The organism is Nocardia sp. NPDC058058 (assembly GCF_042885355.1).
GTDB lineage: Bacteria > Actinomycetota > Actinomycetes > Mycobacteriales > Mycobacteriaceae > Nocardia.
In genome coordinates this window covers 173846-189909 of sequence record NZ_JBHVSA010000004.1, presented here as the reverse complement: position 1 = coordinate 189909, position 16064 = coordinate 173846, and the positions used below count along the sequence as shown (strand labels likewise).

Genomic DNA, 16064 nt, shown 5'->3' with positions numbered 1-16064 from the left:
CGGCGGATGACCTCGCTATCGATGCCGAAGATTTGCCGTCATGTTCAGGGGGCTGACGGCGGGCAGCGCGGACACCCGCGCCGCCGGGTGGATCACCAGGACCGAACCGGGACAGCGCATGTCCGAATCGGATACGTTTGAGGGCGTGTCGATGATGAAGGGTTCCAACGTTCCGGTGGCGGCGTCCGCGGTTCGGGTCGAGCTGGGGTGGCAGTCGGGTCCAGGCGTTCCGGACGCCGACGCTTCGGCGCTATTGCTCTCCGGCGGCCGGGTCCGCTCGGACAGTGATTTCGTCTTCTACAACCAGCCGCAGCACGGGTCCGGCGCGGTCCGGCACGAGGGCAAGCGGCAGGGACCGCAGACCGTCGACGCGCTGTCGGTGAATCTGGGGCAGGTGGAGCCGCAGATCGAGACCATCGTCATCGCCGCCTCCGCCGACGGCGGGACCTTCGCCCAATTGCCCGGTCTGCACGTGCGTTTGGTGGATGCGAGCAGCGGCGCGGAGATCGCGCGCTTCGATCCGGCCGACGCGTCGTCCGAGACCGCCTATGTGCTCGGTGAGCTGTACCGCCGCCAGGGCGCGTGGAAGTTCCGTGCCGTCGGTCAGGGCTATGCGGCCGGACTGGCCGGGCTGGCAACCGATTTCGGCATCTCCGTCGATGACGCGCCCGCATCGCAGTCCTCCGCACCGCAGCCGTCCTTCGGCACGCCGCCGCCCGCGGCGCCGTCGCAGGCGACCCCACCCCCGGTGCCGCCGCAGACCCCTCCCCCGCCCTATGGCGCACCGCCGCAGCCGACCGGCGCACCCCAGCCGAATTACGCCGCGCCGGGCCAGAATCCGCCGCCGTACGGTGCGCCCGCGCCGGATCAGCAGCCGTATGGCGCGCCGGGCCAGAACCAGCAGTTCGGTGCGCCGGGCCAGTACCCGCCGCCGCCCGGGCAGTACCCGCCGCCCGGCGGTTACGCCCCGCAGCCGGGCCAGTACCCGGACCCGGCCGGACAGTATCCGCCCGGTGGTCAGCAGCCGGGCTATCCGCCCGCCGGGCAGTACCCGCCGCAGCCGGGCCAGTATCCGGATCCGGCCGGGCAGTACCCGCCCGGTGGTCAGTACCCGCCGCCCGGCGGGTATCAGCAGCCGCAGCAGCCGCCGTATCCCGCGCCGCCGAACCCGTATCAGTCCGGCGGGAACCAGATTCCGCCGTATCAGCAGGGTGGCGCACCGGTGCCGCCGTTCCAGCCCGGCGGGAACCAGCCGCCGCCACCGCCGCCCTATCAGGGTGCGAATCCGGTTCCGCCGCAACAGTTCCAGCAGGGGCCGGGCAGCACGGAGCCCAAGGTGAATCTGGGCAAGATCTCGCTGACCAAGGAGGCCCCGGCGGTCTCGCTGACCAAGCAGGGCGCGACCGGCGGCATCATGCGGGTCAACCTGAATTGGTCGGTGCCCGGCGCGTCGAGCGGGTTGTTCGGGCGCAAGCGCGGCGGCAATGGCGGCCTGGACCTGGATCTGTGCTGCTTCTGGGAGCTGACCGATGGTTCCAAGGGCTGCATCAGCCCGCTGGACACCATGGGCAATCTGCATCGCGCACCGTTCATCGAACTGGATCAGGACGATCGCACCGGCGCGAGCCAGGGCGGGGAGAACCTGTCCATCAATCTGGACAACACCGCGCAGTTCCGCCGAATCCTGGTGTTCGCCTCGCTGTACGAGGGCGCGGAGGACTTCCGCGGCGTGCACGCCACCGCGACGCTCTACCCGCGCAATTCCCCGCCCATCGAGATGGAGGTCAGCGGCTGTGTCGACGACTCCCGCGAAATGGTGCTGGCGCTGATCGAGAATGTGAACGGCGAGTTGGTGGTTCGCCGCGAAGGTGTCTTCGTGCGCCCGCCGGACGGCCACCGCTTCTGGGGCAAGCTCGCGGTGGATCAGGCCTACCGCTGGGAACTCAAATGGGGCACCTCGAAGGGCAAGTCCTAGGCGCCTCCCCCCGTCATCCCGGCATGCTTTTGGCCGGGATCCATCGAATTCGTGTGGATCCCGGCCAAAAACGCGCCGGGATGACGTAGGAGGCTAGCCGAGTTCGATTGCGGCGGAACGGGTCTCTCCGAGATCGTCGGTGTAGCCGAGCAGGCGGAGCATGGCGTCGGGGATGAGTCGCTCGGCGTATTCCGGCGGTGCGCCCTCGTCGGATCGGATATTGATGACCGATTCGACGAGCCGGAAGGGCAGTAGGTCCGCGCCCGGCACCGTCGGGTTTCCGGCTTCGGAAACCACTGCGGCGGCGAGGGTTTCGTACTGTCTGCGGAGTTCGTCGCGGCGTGCGCGGAAGGCGGCGAAGCGTTCGCTGCGCAGTTCCGGCAGCAGGTACAGCGCGCCCAGGTTCCAGCGCGCCGCGCACAGCTGATCCACGTCGAATCGAGCCAGGGCGTAGAGCCGCACGGCGGCGGGTGCGTCCGTGATGGCCAGCCGTTCGGCGAGTTCCAGCGGTGCGGTGATGGTTTCACCGAGCAGCGCGTCGAGGATGTCGTCCTTGGACGCGAAGTGGTGGTACAGCGAGGCCTGCCGAATACCGACGGCATCGGCGATGGCACGGGTCGAGGTGCTGCCGTAACCGTTGCCGGTGAACAGTTCGGCTGCCGCGTCGAGGATCTCGGCGCGCGGCGTCTGCCCTGCCCTGCGGCGGGGTTCCAGGCGGGGACGTCCAGGTCCGAGTTGGGTCACGCGGTTCATTCTGTCCTACCGCGCCGATGTGAGGTTTCTGTCACTCGATAGAAATACCGGCAATGCAGAAGTTACGGCGGGCCACGTGGCGGATACATCGGCGTCACCGGGCGAGCGATCGGGATTGGAAAACTTTCAATCGATAGATATTCGCCGCCCGAAGGATTCGCCATGGTTGCCTCCGCCGATTCCATCGTCCCCACCCACCCGCCGAACAACGCCGCCACCAGCGCCGATAGCGACGATCTGGCCAGCTTCGGCTATCAGCCCGTACTGCATCGCAAGCTCGGGCGCTATGCCTCGTTCGCCGCGGGCTTCTCCTTCGTCTCCATCCTGACCACGATTTTCCAGTTCTTCGGACTGGGCTACTCGTTCGGCGGCGCGGCCTTCTTCTGGACCTGGCCGATCGTGTTCGCGGGCCAGCTGCTGGTGGCGCTGAACTTCGCGGAACTGGCGGCGCGCTACCCGCTGTCGGGCTGCATCTACCAGTGGTCGCGGCATCTGGCCGGGGAGCTGGTGGGCTGGTTCGCGGGCTGGATGATGATCATCGCGCAGATCGTCACCGCCGCGGCGGCGGCCATCGCATTGCAGGTGGTGCTGCCCACGATCTGGAGCGGTTTCCAGCTGGTCGGCACCGACAGCGCGCTCACCTCGCATGACGGTGCGGTGAATGCCGTTGTGCTGGGCAGCATTCTGCTGGTGGTGACCACCTTCATCAATGTGGTCGGCATCGACTGGATGGCGCGGATCAATTCGCTCGGCGTCACCATCGAGATCGTGGGCGTGCTCGCGGTGATCGCGGTGTTCTTCACGCATGCCGATCGCGGGCCGAGCGTGGTGACCCAGACCGATCAGGCCGCGCCGGGTCCGTACTGGGCCGCGTTCCTGGTATCGGGATTGATGGCCGCCTACGTGATGGTCGGATTCGATTCCGCCGGTGAGCTTTCCGAGGAGACCAAGAATCCGCGCCAGGTCGCGCCGCGCACCATTCTGACGGCGCTGACGGTGTCCGGTATCGGCGGCGGGCTCATTCTGCTGGGCGCGCTGATGGCCGCGCCGAGCCTCACCGATGGATCGCTGAGCACGGGCGGGCTCGCGTATGTGATCGAAGCCAAGCTGGACAGTCCGGCGGGCAAGGTCGTGCTGGCCTGTGTGGCATGCGCTATCACGGTGTGCACCTTGGCCATTCAGACCGCGGGCTCCCGGTTGATGTTCTCCATGGCGCGGGACGGCAAGCTGCCGTTCGCGGCGAAGCTGGCCGCCGTGCACCCGCGTTTCGGCACCCCGGTGCTGCCCGCCGTGGTGATCGGCGTACTGGGCATCGGCCTGCTGGTGCTGAACCTCGGCAATCCCGCCATCTTCGCGACGCTGGCCAGCGTCTGCATCGTCACCCTGTACCTGGCGTACCTGCTGGTCACGGTGCCGCTGCTGGTGCGGCGGATCAAGGGCTGGCCCGCCGATGACGCCACCACCGAGAACGGCAAACCGCTGTTCGGCCTGGGCCGCTACGGGATTCCGATCAACGCACTCGCCGTGGTGTGGGGTATCGCCATGGCGGTGAATCTGGCCTGGCCGCGCGCCGAGGTCTACATCCCGACCGGCGGCAGCTGGTGGATGCAGTGGGCCGCACCGCTTTTCGTGATCGTGACGATCGCCGCGGGCGTGCTGGTGTACCGGCTGGTGACGCCGAGTCGGGCGGTTACCGCTACCGAGCCGATCATCCAGCCCGCCTGAGCGACAGCATGTCCCGGCAGCGCATCGCACCGGCCGCCCGGCGGCCGACGGAAGGAGTACCGATGACAACCACCGCAGATACCTCGGGAGCGCGGGCGCACGCCCGGTCGCAGGCGGCAGCCGCGGCCGTGACCGGCCCGGCCCTGCCGGAGGCCGTCGATTCGTCGAAAATCACTTTCGCACAGCGGATTCCGTCCGGCGGCTACGCCAATGTGGTGCTCGGGCGCGGCACCCGGGTGCGGATCTCCGATCCGGCGGGAGCGGGTTGTGCGCATCTGCTGCTGGTGCGCGCCGAATCACCCTGGGAGCGACTCAATGTCGCCGATACGGTGAAGGTGCCGTGGCAGGCGTATCTGGGGGCCGGGCATCCGCTGCTGTCGGATCAGGGGCGGGTGCTGGCCACGGTGGTCGCGGATTCCTCCGGCCACCACGACACCCTGTGCGGGACGTCGGCGCACGCCCGGGACCGGTTGCGGATGGCCGGGGTCAAGCAGGGGTTGGAACCGCGCGATATCGCGCAGACCATCTCGTTCTTCCGCGGCGTTCGGGTGGAATCCGATGGCGGGCTGACGCCGACCGGCAGCGCGGGTGCGGGCGGTGCGGTCGAGTTGCTCATCCACCTGCCGGTGACGCTGCTGCTCGCCAATGCCGAGCATCCGCTCGATCCCACGCCCACCACCGATATCGATGTGGTGGCCTGGTCGGCCCCGGAAGACCTTGCCGGGCACTTCAATTCCGATCCCGAATATCTGCGCGCGGTGCAGAACACCGAACTGGATTGGCACGCACGCACGCTGGAGGCACTCGCATGACCATCTCCTCGGACACCACCGCTCGCACCATCGTGCTCGATGAGACCGTCCCCGCCCGCGCGCCCTGGTCGACCGTGGTGCGCGCCGGGGAACTGCTGGAGATCATCGACCTGCACGGCAATCAGGCGGTGGACTGCCTGCTCTACGCGGCGGACGATCACAGCGAGCGGTACAGCGCGCAGGCCACCGTCACCGCGCAGCGCAATATCTTCCTGAGCACCGGCAGCGTGCTGCGTACCGATGCCGGCACCGCGCTCATGACGGTGGTCGCCGATGAGGTCGGCAATCACGACACCGTCGCCGGGGCGTGCTCGCAGGAGTCCAATACGCTGCGCTACGGGCATCACACCCGGCATCAGCACGCGTGCGTGGAGAACTTCCTCGCCGAGGGCATGAAATGGGGCCTGGGCAAGCGGGATCTGGTGTCGAATATCAACTGGTTCATGAATGTTCCGGTGGAGGCCGACGGCACGCTCGGGATCGTGGACGGGCTCTCCGCGCCGGGTAAGCGGATCACCCTGCGCGCCGAGGTCGACACCCTGGTGCTGGTCTCGAACTGCCCGCAGATCAACAACCCCTGCAATGGCTTCGACCCCACCCCGGTGCGCATGGTGGTGACCCGATGACCGCCCTGCTGCCCGAGCCGCACGCCATCGCCCTCGATGCCGAACTCTCCACTGTGGCAACCGCTTCCATACATGTGGTGCGGCCGGGCATGCAGACGACGGTGCAGGATTGGCCCGCGCGGGTCGGCTACTGGCACGTGGGTGTGCCACCGTCCGGGCCGATGGATGATCTGTCGTTCCGGCTCGGCAATCGGGCGCTCGGCAATCCGGAGGGCGCGGCGGGGCTCGAATGCACGCTGGGCGGACCGGCGCTGCGGTTCGATACCGAGACCTGGGTGTGCGTGACGGGTGCGCCGACGCCGGTCACGGTGAACGGCAAGCCGGTGGAGCAGTGGCGCAGCGTACCGGTGCCCGCCGGTGGCGTGCTGGATGTGGGCATGGTGCGCGGTCCGGGCATGCGGTCGTACATTCTCATCGCCGGTGGTATCGATGTGCCCGAATACCTCGGCAGCCGTGCGACTTTCACACTGGGCAAGTTCGGCGGCGGCACCGGGCGGGCATTGGCCGCCGGTGATGCGCTCGCACTCGGCATCCATGGTGTGCCCGCGCCGAGTGCGCCCGGGTCCGGCGGGACCGGCCGGGTCACCGCCGGGGTGCCCGGCGACGATCAGCCGGTGTTCACGCGGCGCTGGGAACTGGCGGTCACCGAGGGACCGCACGGTGCGCCGGAGTTCTTCACCCGCAATGATTTCGACACCATCATCGGCACCGATTACGAGGTGCATTTCAATTCCGATCGCACCGGGGTGCGGTTGATCGGGCCGAAGCCGCAGTGGGCGCGGCAGGACGGCGGCGAGGCCGGACTGCATCCGTCGAATATTCACGACACCGCGTATTCCATCGGCGCGCTGGACTTCACCGGCGACACCCCGATTCTGCTCGGACCGGACGGCCCCAGCCTGGGCGGGTTCGTCTGCCCGGTGACCGTGGTGGCGGCCGAACGCTGGAAGCTGGGTCAGCTCACCCCGGGCGATAAGGTGCGGTTCGTACCGGTGCGCGCGGATCGCGCGGCCTCACTGCGCGAACTGGGCGCCGAACGGCGCGCGGCCTGGCCGGTGGTGCTCTCCGCCGGCGGTGACGGCGATGACGGTGTGCTGGCGCGCCGGGAAGGCTCCGAGACCGCGGTCACCTACCGCCGGGCGGGCAATGACGGCCTGCTCATCGAATACGGGGATATGACACTGGATTTGGAGCTGCGCGCCCGCGTGCACGCGCTGCATCAGGCGCTGCTCGAGCGGGCCGAACCGGGCGTCACCGAACTCACCCCGGGTGTGCGCTCGCTCCAGGTGCGCACCGATCCGGATCGGCTGCCGACCGGCAAGCTGCTGGATCTGCTCGGCGAGGTGGAGGCCGAACTGCCGTCCGCCGATCAGCTGGTGGTGCCGAGTCGCACGGTATCGCTGCCGCTGTCCTGGGACGATCCCTCGACCCGCGAGGCCATCACCCGCTATATGCACGGGGTGCGCGCCGATGCGCCGTGGTGCCCGTGGAATATCGAGTTCATCCGCCGGATGAACGGATTGGCCACGGTGGACGAGGTTTTCGACACCGTCTTCGCCGCCGAGTACCTGGTGCTCGGGCTCGGCGATGTGTATCTGGGTGCGCCGGTGGCCACCCCGACCGATCCGCGGCATCGGCTGGTCACCACCAAGTACAACCCGGCTCGCACCTGGACACCGGAGAACGCGGTCGGCATCGGCGGGGCGTACCTGTGCATCTACGGGATGGAGGGTCCGGGCGGGTATCAGTTCGTCGGGCGCACCACCCAGGTGTGGAATCACCGCTCCACCGGTATCGGCGAAGATCCTTGGCTGCTGCGGTATTTCGATCGCATTCGCTGGTATCCGGTGAGCGGCGAGGAGCTGCTGGACCTGCGTGCCGATGTGGCGGCCGGACGCGGTGAATTGCGCGCCGAGGACGGCGAGTTCAAGCTGGCGGACTACCGCCGCTTTCTCGACGACAATGCCGCGTCCATCGATTCGTTCCGCGCCATGCAGGCGGAAGCCTTTACCGCGGAACGCAATTCGTGGCGCGAAGCGGGCGAGCTCACCGAAACGCCCTGAACTCGAAGCATAAGAGGAGATCGAGCATGTCCGTTTGGATCCAGCGCCGCCCCGACTCCGAGGTGGCGGCGGAAATCGCCTCCGCCACCGGCTCATTGGCTGGTTTGCGGTTGGCCGTCAAGGACAATGTGGATGTGGCGGGCATGCCGACCACCGCCGGTTGCCCCGACTACGCCTATACGCCGGAACAGGATTCGGCGGTGGTCGCGGCCCTGCGCGCCGCCGGTGCGGTGGTGGTCGGCAAGACCAATCTCGATCAATTCGCCACCGGTCTGGTCGGCACCCGCTCGCCCTACGGTGCGGTGGAGAACGCGCTGCGGCCCGGATATGTCTCGGGCGGTTCGAGTTCCGGCTCCGCGGTGGCGGTCGCGCGCGGCGAGGCCGATATCGCCATCGGCACCGATACCGCGGGTTCCGGCCGCGTCCCGGCGGCCCTGCACGGCCTTGTCGGCATCAAACCGACGATAGGCACGGTCGCCACCGACGGCGTCGTCCCCGCCTGCCGCTCCTACGACTGCGTGACCATCTTCGCCTCGACCCTGGAACTCGCGAACCGCGCCATGGGCGTCATGGCATCGGGCGCACCCCACCGCCCCTGGCCCGCCGATGTCCGCCTGGCCGCCCCACCCAACCCGGTGGTCGCGATCTTCGGTGAGCTGCCCGATCTGGATCCGGAGTGGCGCGGCGCTTTCGAGCGCACTGTCGCCGAGCTGCGCGAGCGCGGCGCGCGCATCGTCGAAATCGACCCGGAACCCTTCCTCGCCGCCGCCAAACTCCTCTACAACGGTGCACTGGTAGCCGAAAGATACTCCGCCGTAGGCGAATTCGTGGACACCCACCCGGACTCCATCGATCCCACCGTCGCCTCGATCGTGCGGGCCGCGCGGGATATCCCGGCCCACCGATTGGTTACGGACCTGGCCGAACTGGAGCGCCTGCGCACCCGGGCCATGGCGAGCCTCGCGAATGCCGACGCCCTGCTCACCCCCACCGTCCCCTTCCACCCCACCATCGCCGAGGTAGCCGCCGACCCGATAGCCGTGAACTCCCGCCTCGGCACCTACACCAATTTCTGCAACCTCTTCGACCTCTGCGCGGTGGCGGTCCCCGCGGGCACCGCCGGAGCCGCCCAATTCGGCGTCACGATCCTGGCCCGCCCCTTCGAAGACGCCGTAGCCTACGACATAGCAAATCTCATTGCTCCCCAACAGAATTCATCCACCACTCCGGCCTGGCCCCTGACGGTGGCCCCCGTCCGCGACCTGATCGTCTTCGGTGCCCACCTACGCGGCCAGCCCCTGGAACACCAACTAACCACCCTCGGAGCCCGCTGGGCAGGCCCCGTCCACACCTCCCCCAACTACCGCCTCGCCGCCCTCGACACCACCCCACCCAAACCGGCCGTAACCCGAGTCCCCGAAGGCGAACAGGGCATCCCGGTAGCCGCCGAACGCTGGCTCCTCTCCCCCGCCGCCCTCGGCACCTTCCTCACCACCCTCCCCACCCCCATGCAACTGGGCGCAGTAGAACTCGAAGACCACACCTGGACAACAGGCTTCAGCTGCACCGGCGCCGCCGCCACCGCCGCCAAGGACATCAGCGAATACGGCGGCTGGAAATCCGCCCTCGCCGCCGGCGCGCTCTGATCCGCGAGAACGCTTGGCGCTACTTCGGTTTGGTCCAGGTGAGGGAGTAGCGCCAGTAGAGGTGGCGGCGGTAGGTGGAGGTGGGGAGGAGGGAGTGGGCGAGGGTGCGGATTTCGGCGTAGGTGTGGGGTGGGGGCCAGACGATGGGGGAAGGGTGTTCCCAGCGGGGTTTGGTGAAGCGGTACCGGTTGTAGGCGATGGCCGCCGTCAGTTCTCGGGGGAGGTCGGCGGGCCAGTTGGGCTTTGCCAGCCCGGTGAGGGCGAGAGTGCCGCCGGGCCTTAGTAGTTCGGCCATTCGGGTCAGGGCGGCGGTGGGGTCCATGTGGTGGAGGGTGGCCACCGAGACGATGCCGTCGAAGGATTCGGGGGTGAAGGGGTGGGTCAGGAAATCGGCCCGGATGTAGGTGATGTCCGAGGGGGGCTGGGTGCGGGCCAGGGTGATGCTGGGCTCGTGCAGGTCGATGCCGGTGACGTGTGGGATGTGTTGGCGCAGACGGCGACTGAGCATGCCCTCGCCGCAGCCCACGTCCAGGACCGTGTCGGATCCGGCCACCGCGTCGACCAGTAGGCCGTGGTACTGGATATTGGTGTTCCAGCGGTCGGCGTCGGGGGTGTCGATCGACCTGTTGATCATGCCGAAAAGCCTAGCGACGGCGGGTGATGCGCGCCGCTAGTCGGAGGTGTGGGTGGCTTCGGGGTTGGTGGTGTCGCGAATGACCCGCAGCGCCGCCGTCAGGGCGTCGAGCTGTTCGGGTTCGAAGAGTCCGGTGAACCACTGCTCCACGCCCGCCAGGTAGGCGGGCAGCACCCGCGCGACGCGGGTTGCTCCGGCGGCGGTGAGTACGGCGTACGAGCTGCGGCGGTCGCCGGGATCGGCTTCGCGACGGACGAAGCCATTGCGTTCGAGCCGGTCCACCAGCCGGGTCACGCCGCTGGTCGAGAGATTGGTCTGCACCGCGAGATCGGTCATGCGCAGTTTGCGGCCGGGCGAACGACTCAGCCGCATCAGGGCATTCAGATCGAGTCCGGAGAGGCCATTGCCCTTCCAGGTCGGTTCGAGCCGGGCGAGCAGACCATCGTGCGCCTCGTACAGCAGGCCGACGGCGGTCAGGCGGGGGTCGTCGAACAGATGCTTGGGATCCACGCTGAGCAGCGTAAACCACATGACTGCAATGCGGATAGTTGACACGCGGAACAAATTTTGTATGTTGTTGACAACGCAATAATCCGCACCGCAACAAAATGGAGAAGACGATGAGCACACAGCGCTGGGTGGCCGGATTCCGTGCACCGCTGGTGAATCCGGCCGAACAGATCCGGCTCGCGGAACCCCGCGAATTCGCCGCGGAATCCCTGCGCCAGGTGGTGCGGGTGGCCGGAGCGGGATCACAGCTGCGGGTGCACCTGACCAATCGCTACTCCGCAACGGAACTGGTGATCGGCGCGGCGCGCATCGCGGTGAGCAAGACCGGTACGGAGATCGCGGCCGAGACCGATACGGTGCTCACCTTCGGCGGATCCACCGGGGCACGCGTTCCGGCGCACACCGATCTCGTCAGCGATCCCATCGACCTGCCGGTCGCCGCCGGTGACGAACTGGCGCTGAGCCTGCACCTGCCCGAGCCGACCGGCTCGGCGGCCTACGCGCACCTGCCCGCCCAGCCCGGCTGGATCGTGCCCGGTGATCACACCGCGGATACCGCCTGGCCCGAGGCGCAGGAGACGGTCTCCCGCTTCTTCCTCACCGGCATCGACGTACTGACCGAGGCCGCGGCCCCGGTGCTGGTGGCCTTCGGCGACTCCTGGTTCGAAGGCGTCGGTTCCACCCCGGGCGCGAACCGGCGATCGGTGGATGTGGTCGGCGCGAAGCTGCCCACCGGCTGGGCCGTGAATCAGGGCATCGGCGGAAACCGTTTGGTCACAGCCGAAGTCGGCGAGTCCGGGCTGGATCGATTCGAGCGGGATGTGCTCCCGGTGCCCGGGGTGGCGGGGGTGTGGGCCAACTTCGGCATCAATGATCTGATCGTGGGCGGCACCACTCCGGCCGCGCAGCTCATCGCCGGATACGTCGAGCTGGCGCGGCTGGCGCATGCGGCAGGTCTGCCGATCTACGCCAATACCGTCGGCCCGTTCGCGGGCGTGATCTACCCGGATCTCAGTGTCGCAGACGGCATTCGGGTGCGCCGCGAGGTGAACGAATGGCTGCGCAACACCGATGTGTTCGACGCCGTCTTCGATATCGCGGCGGCGGTGCAGGATGCGGAGACCGGCGATTTCATCCGCCCCGAATTCGACAGCGGTGACGGCCTGCACCTCAATGACGACGGCCACCGCGCCATGGCCGGGGCGGTGGATATCGCGGCGCTGACCGCGCACCGCTGATCGGCGCGCACGCGGTCACGCGCCATTGCGTGACCCGTGCGGCCCGAGGTCAGGACAGCCGCGCGGCCGCGGCGCGATCCTGTTTCAGGCCGTTGGCCCACACATTGTCGGCCACCTCGCGGCCGAGCCGGACGCCGCCGATATTCCGGGTCAGATCCATCTCGCCCCGGCCATCGGCGGCGTAGCCGTCGAAAGACCAGTGCACGCCCAGGAATACGCGACTGCGGGCGTTCTCCCGCATCATCTGCCAGAGCCCGCCCGGGAAGCGGCGCACGTGCCGGGTGCGCACGACGCCGCGATTGTCGGCGGCCAGCCCGTCGAGTTCATCGGAGACGAATCCCATGCCATTGGTGATGGTGTCGGGCCCGTCCACGTCGAAACCGTAGAAGCGCCGCAGGATTTGGAATGCCGCGCCGCCGAGGGCCGCGTGCCCGGAGGGATAGGACGGGTACGGCGGGGTGAAGTTCCCGGCGATCTCATTGCTGCGCGGTGCGCCGTGCGGCTGCCAGAACGGATCGCAATCCGGGTCGAGGTCGTGCCCGGGTATCGCGTCGGGGCCGGTGGCCGGATCGTATTCGCGGATGCCGAGGATGGGCCGCCACAGATTGTGCCGGTACTTCTCGTCCCAGCACAGGATGGCCGCATCGGCGATCCCGGCATTGACCAGCGCGAACAGCCGGGCGTTCTGTTCCACGGTATTGGGTTGCGCGGCAGCCAGTTCGCGGGCGATCCGGTTGTAGAGCCGGGGTGCGGTGCCGATGTGTTTCGCGCCGTCGTACGCCCAGAACACCGCGGTGAGGTTTTCATCGGGGGTGCGGGCGGCGGATCGGGCGGGTTGCGCCGCGGTCGATTCCACGGTGATGCCCTTGGCGCGTACCTCGCGCAATGCCGCGAGGTACGCGGCGTCATTGGCTTTGGGTGGCGCGTCCAGCGTGTAGCGGTCGGTCACCGCGAAACACCGTGAGCGGGAACCGTAATGCGGTGCGTAGTACCCCTGTCGCGGCTGTGCCGGGTCGGGCCGGTGCGCGGTCGGCGCGGTGTCCGGCTGATAGTCGTGATCCCCGAGTCCGGGATCGCTCATCCGCGCCCGCAGCACCGCGCCGCCGATGGCCTGCCCGTGCGCGCCGCCCCGGCCGATGCCGGGTCCGTGTAATCCCGCCTCGCGCAGGGCTTTGTCCAGCCGTGCGGTCTGGGCCGGGTAGAGCGCGGTGAGCGTGCTGTGCGCGGCGACGGCGATGGCCGCCTGATAGGACGAGCCATTGGCCGCCACCGGCGGGGACGCCAGCCACGTCCCGTGTGCCGCGCCGATAATGCTGAAGTAGGCGTCGTGCATGGCCAAATGCACCATGGCGAGCGCCCGGGAACTGCCTACCGGACCGCGTGACCCGCGTTCCACGGGTTTGATTTCGGTGTGCGCCACGCGGTCCGATTCCAGCGCCACCGAATTCCAATACAGGATCTGATCCACTTCCGCTGTCTCCCAGTACTGTCCGAGCGAGCGGGGCCGAGTCCACCGCTCGCCGGTTTCAGCGTGCGGGTTCGCTGCCCGAATTGCCGCAGTAGTGCGCTACCCGAATACCGCGCTGTAAGCACACTTCGGGTGAGTAGCACCGAATCACCGGTCTGTTCAAGGGAAACGGCTGTTCAGCGGGGTTTTACCTCGGCCAGGAGTTCGGGGCCGCGGGCTTGCAGGCGGGTGGTGGCGAGGCGGATTCCGGCGGTCGCGGCTAACCCGCCGATAACGAGACCGACCGGTAGTGCCGCCCATTGCACGAATGGGTTGTGCAGGGCCGTGCCGACTCCCAGAATCACCAGTACCGGCACCGATATCAGCAACTGCCCGAGCCCGGCGGTCAACTGTATGAGTACCTTCGCGCAACCCGGATTTCCGTTGCCCGCGAAGGGATTTCCGCGCTGCGGCGGCAGTGCGAAGGCGGCGTGCGTGGACAGGAACACCACCACCGCGACGCCGACGCCGAGCAGGACCGGCAGGGTGCACAGCACCCACGGGTACAGCCGCGCCTGTCCCAGCACGCCCGGCAGGATGAGCGCGGCCAGCAGGGCGACCGGGGCGACCAGCAGCGTCCAGGCGATGGCCCGCCCGCGCACATCGGCACGCGCCGCGCCCGGGGTGACGATGGTCTGCCAGACCGAGGTGCCGTCGAAGCCGTACAGGTTGGCCGAGCCCATGGTGGCCATCCACACCACGAAACCGCCGGAGAAGGCGATGGTTCCGGTGCCGCTGTGCTGGAGCGACAGGAACGCGGGCAGCGCGAAGCCGATCAGCAGCAGGGGCAGCAGGGCGGCGCGGCGGCGGCCGTCGCGCCACCAGCTGCGCAGTTCCTTCGCGACCACCGCGCCCACGGGGGTGGCGGGCAGGTAGCGATCCAGCAGACCGGTGGAACTGTCGAGCACCTGACCGGCGGGCGCGGGCGGCAGGGTGAGACGACGGTGCAGCAGCACCGCCCACCCCTGCCACAGTGCCAGGCATAGCGCGGCCAGGCCGAGCAGCGGCAGCACCGCCCACAGCGCATCGCCGCGCACCGCGGATTCCACCGCGTACGGGGCCCAGCCCGAGGGTGCGGCACGCAGCGCGGTGGGCAGTCCGCCCTCCGAATTCTCCAGTGCCGGACCGAGATTGGTGATGATCAGATTCAGCGGATAGTAGGCGAGGCCGAGCAGCGCCGCCAGCAGCACGCCCAGGTCCCGCCCCCGCCGCGATCGCATGGCCGCACCGAGCCAGGCCACCATCACCCGGGACAGCAGTACCACGAAGATCAGTTGCAGCACCGCGCCGACGAGCGCGATCAGCACCGGCACAACGCCTTTCGGCGCGGCCAGCAGCGCGAGACCGAGAAATGCCAGCAGGTTGATGACGGCGGCCGGACCCGCGAACGCGGCGGCCGCCAGTCCGTACGCCAGCTGCCGATCGGTCAGCGGCAGCAGCCGGAACTGTTCGGGCTGCAAGGTCTCGTCACTGCTCCCGGTGAGCACCGGCCCGCAGATCCATCCCAGCGTCCAGCCCGCGAAAAGCGCTGCCGCGATGGTGATTCCGCCGTGAAAGCTCTCGTGCGCGAATCCGATCAGGACCGCGGTGATCAATGCGGCGACGAGCCCGAACAGGCTCCCCACCCAGAAGTTCACGGCGGCACGGCCCTCGCGCATGGCTCTGGCGGTGAGCCGCAACCGCATTCGGATCAGGACGCCAACCACGACAGCCCCTCCTCCCCGCCCACATGCCCGCCGACCAGCCGCACGAACGCCTCCTCCAGCGTCCCCTCCCCGCGCACCTCGGCCACGGTCCCGCCCGCGACCACCTGCCCGCGATTGATCACCGCCACCCGATCACACATGTTCTCCACCAGCGCCATCACATGACTGGAGAGCACCACCGCTCCGCCCGCCGCCACGAACCGCTGCAAGATCGTCCGAATGGTCCCCGCCGACACCGGGTCGACGGCCTCGAACGGCTCATCCAGCACGAGTAGCTTCGGGGCGTGCAACAGCGCGGTGGCGAGCCCGATCTTCTTCCGCATGCCGGCCGAATAATCAACCACGACGGTGTTTTCCGCCCCGGTCAACTCCAGCACGGCAAGCAGCTCGGATGCCCGCTCCCCCACCGTCGCCTTATCCATCCCGCGCAGCAGCCCGGTAAAGGTCAGCAACTCCCGCCCGGTAAGCCGCTCCGGTAACGCCAGCCCATCCGGCAGCACCCCGACAACGGTCTTGGCCGCCACCGGATCCGCCCACACATCGTTCCCGAATATTCGAGCCACCCCGCGATCCGGCCGCAACAACCCCACGGCCATCGACAGGGTCGTCGTCTTCCCGGCCCCGTTCGGCCCGACCAGCCCGAAGAACGAGCCGGGCGGCACGGCCAAACTCACCCCCTCCACCACCCAGGGTCCCCCGAAAGACTTGAACAACCCATCCAGCTCGAGCGCCCACTCGCTGCCCACCGCGGTCATAACCCCTCCAAGCCCGCCGAAGCCAAAGTTCTCGTTTCACGATACGGACCGGCCCCGCGCCGGGTTCGAATCCCGATCCACCCGAATACGGCGAACGCCGGGCGGAGGCGGTCC

13 protein-coding genes are annotated in these 16064 nt (G+C 68.5%); 7 read left to right on the top strand and 6 right to left on the bottom strand.

The window, feature by feature from the left end:
• Positions 1 to 40 precede the first annotated feature (40 nt).
• Positions 41 to 1975, top strand: coding sequence for a TerD family protein (locus ACFVUS_RS31885; protein WP_387775030.1), 1935 nt, complete (start codon positions 41 to 43; stop codon positions 1973 to 1975).
• Positions 1976 to 2068: 93 nt separating this feature from the next.
• Here the strand turns inward: ACFVUS_RS31885 and ACFVUS_RS31880 are convergent, their stop codons facing one another.
• Positions 2069 to 2719 carry a TetR/AcrR family transcriptional regulator gene (locus tag ACFVUS_RS31880; RefSeq protein ID WP_387775027.1) on the bottom strand — a complete coding sequence of 217 codons (651 nt, stop codon included), beginning with the start codon at positions 2717 to 2719 and terminating at the stop codon, positions 2069 to 2071.
• Between the two features lie 171 nt (positions 2720 to 2890).
• Between ACFVUS_RS31880 and ACFVUS_RS31875 the strand changes: the two genes are divergently transcribed.
• The 5 genes from ACFVUS_RS31875 to atzF all read left to right on the top strand — a co-directional run bounded on the left by ACFVUS_RS31875 (position 2891) and on the right by atzF (position 9600).
• On the top strand, positions 2891 to 4453 hold the full coding sequence (locus ACFVUS_RS31875; RefSeq protein WP_387775024.1) for an amino acid permease: 1563 nt from the start codon (positions 2891 to 2893) through the stop codon (positions 4451 to 4453).
• A gap of 62 nt (positions 4454 to 4515) precedes the next feature.
• Positions 4516 to 5265, top strand: a complete 750-nt coding sequence (locus ACFVUS_RS31870; RefSeq protein ID WP_387775021.1) for a DUF1989 domain-containing protein — start codon at positions 4516 to 4518, stop codon at positions 5263 to 5265.
• Positions 5262 to 5891 (top strand): urea amidolyase associated protein UAAP2, encoded by a 630-nt coding sequence (locus ACFVUS_RS31865; protein ID WP_387775018.1) that lies wholly within the window; start codon positions 5262 to 5264, stop codon positions 5889 to 5891. Before ACFVUS_RS31870 ends, ACFVUS_RS31865 begins: the two co-directional genes overlap by 4 nt.
• Positions 5892 to 5980: 89 nt before the next feature.
• On the top strand, positions 5981 to 7954 hold the full coding sequence (locus tag ACFVUS_RS31860) for a 5-oxoprolinase/urea amidolyase family protein (RefSeq protein WP_387778394.1): 1974 nt from the start codon (positions 5981 to 5983) through the stop codon (positions 7952 to 7954).
• 26 nt (positions 7955 to 7980) lie between these two features.
• On the top strand, positions 7981 to 9600 hold the full coding sequence (atzF, locus tag ACFVUS_RS31855; protein WP_387775015.1) for an allophanate hydrolase: 1620 nt from the start codon (positions 7981 to 7983) through the stop codon (positions 9598 to 9600).
• Between the two features lie 19 nt (positions 9601 to 9619).
• Here atzF and ACFVUS_RS31850 read toward each other — a convergent pair whose 3' ends face one another.
• On the bottom strand, positions 9620 to 10234 hold the full coding sequence (locus ACFVUS_RS31850) for a class I SAM-dependent methyltransferase (protein ID WP_387775012.1): 615 nt from the start codon (positions 10232 to 10234) through the stop codon (positions 9620 to 9622).
• Positions 10235 to 10270: 36 nt separating this feature from the next.
• Positions 10271 to 10744, bottom strand: coding sequence for a MarR family transcriptional regulator (locus tag ACFVUS_RS31845; RefSeq protein ID WP_364642547.1), 474 nt, complete (start codon positions 10742 to 10744; stop codon positions 10271 to 10273).
• Positions 10745 to 10854: 110 nt separating this feature from the next.
• Here ACFVUS_RS31845 and ACFVUS_RS31840 point away from each other — a divergent pair, with 110 nt between their 5' ends.
• Positions 10855 to 11982 carry a GDSL-type esterase/lipase family protein gene (locus ACFVUS_RS31840; RefSeq protein WP_387775008.1) on the top strand — a complete coding sequence of 376 codons (1128 nt, stop codon included), beginning with the start codon at positions 10855 to 10857 and terminating at the stop codon, positions 11980 to 11982.
• Positions 11983 to 12031: 49 nt separating this feature from the next.
• Here ACFVUS_RS31840 and ACFVUS_RS31835 read toward each other — a convergent pair whose 3' ends face one another.
• From ACFVUS_RS31835 to ACFVUS_RS31825, 3 genes are all read right to left on the bottom strand, one after another.
• Positions 12032 to 13450, bottom strand: a complete 1419-nt coding sequence (locus ACFVUS_RS31835; RefSeq protein ID WP_387775005.1) for a hypothetical protein — start codon at positions 13448 to 13450, stop codon at positions 12032 to 12034.
• A 176-nt stretch (positions 13451 to 13626) separates the two neighbouring features.
• Positions 13627 to 15195, bottom strand: coding sequence for a hypothetical protein (locus ACFVUS_RS31830; RefSeq protein WP_387775002.1), 1569 nt, complete (start codon positions 15193 to 15195; stop codon positions 13627 to 13629).
• A complete protein-coding gene (locus ACFVUS_RS31825; RefSeq protein WP_387774999.1) occupies positions 15180 to 15950 on the bottom strand; it encodes an ABC transporter ATP-binding protein in 771 nt (256 codons plus the stop codon). Before ACFVUS_RS31825 ends, ACFVUS_RS31830 begins: the two co-directional genes overlap by 16 nt.
• Between the last annotated feature and the right edge of the window lie 114 nt (positions 15951 to 16064).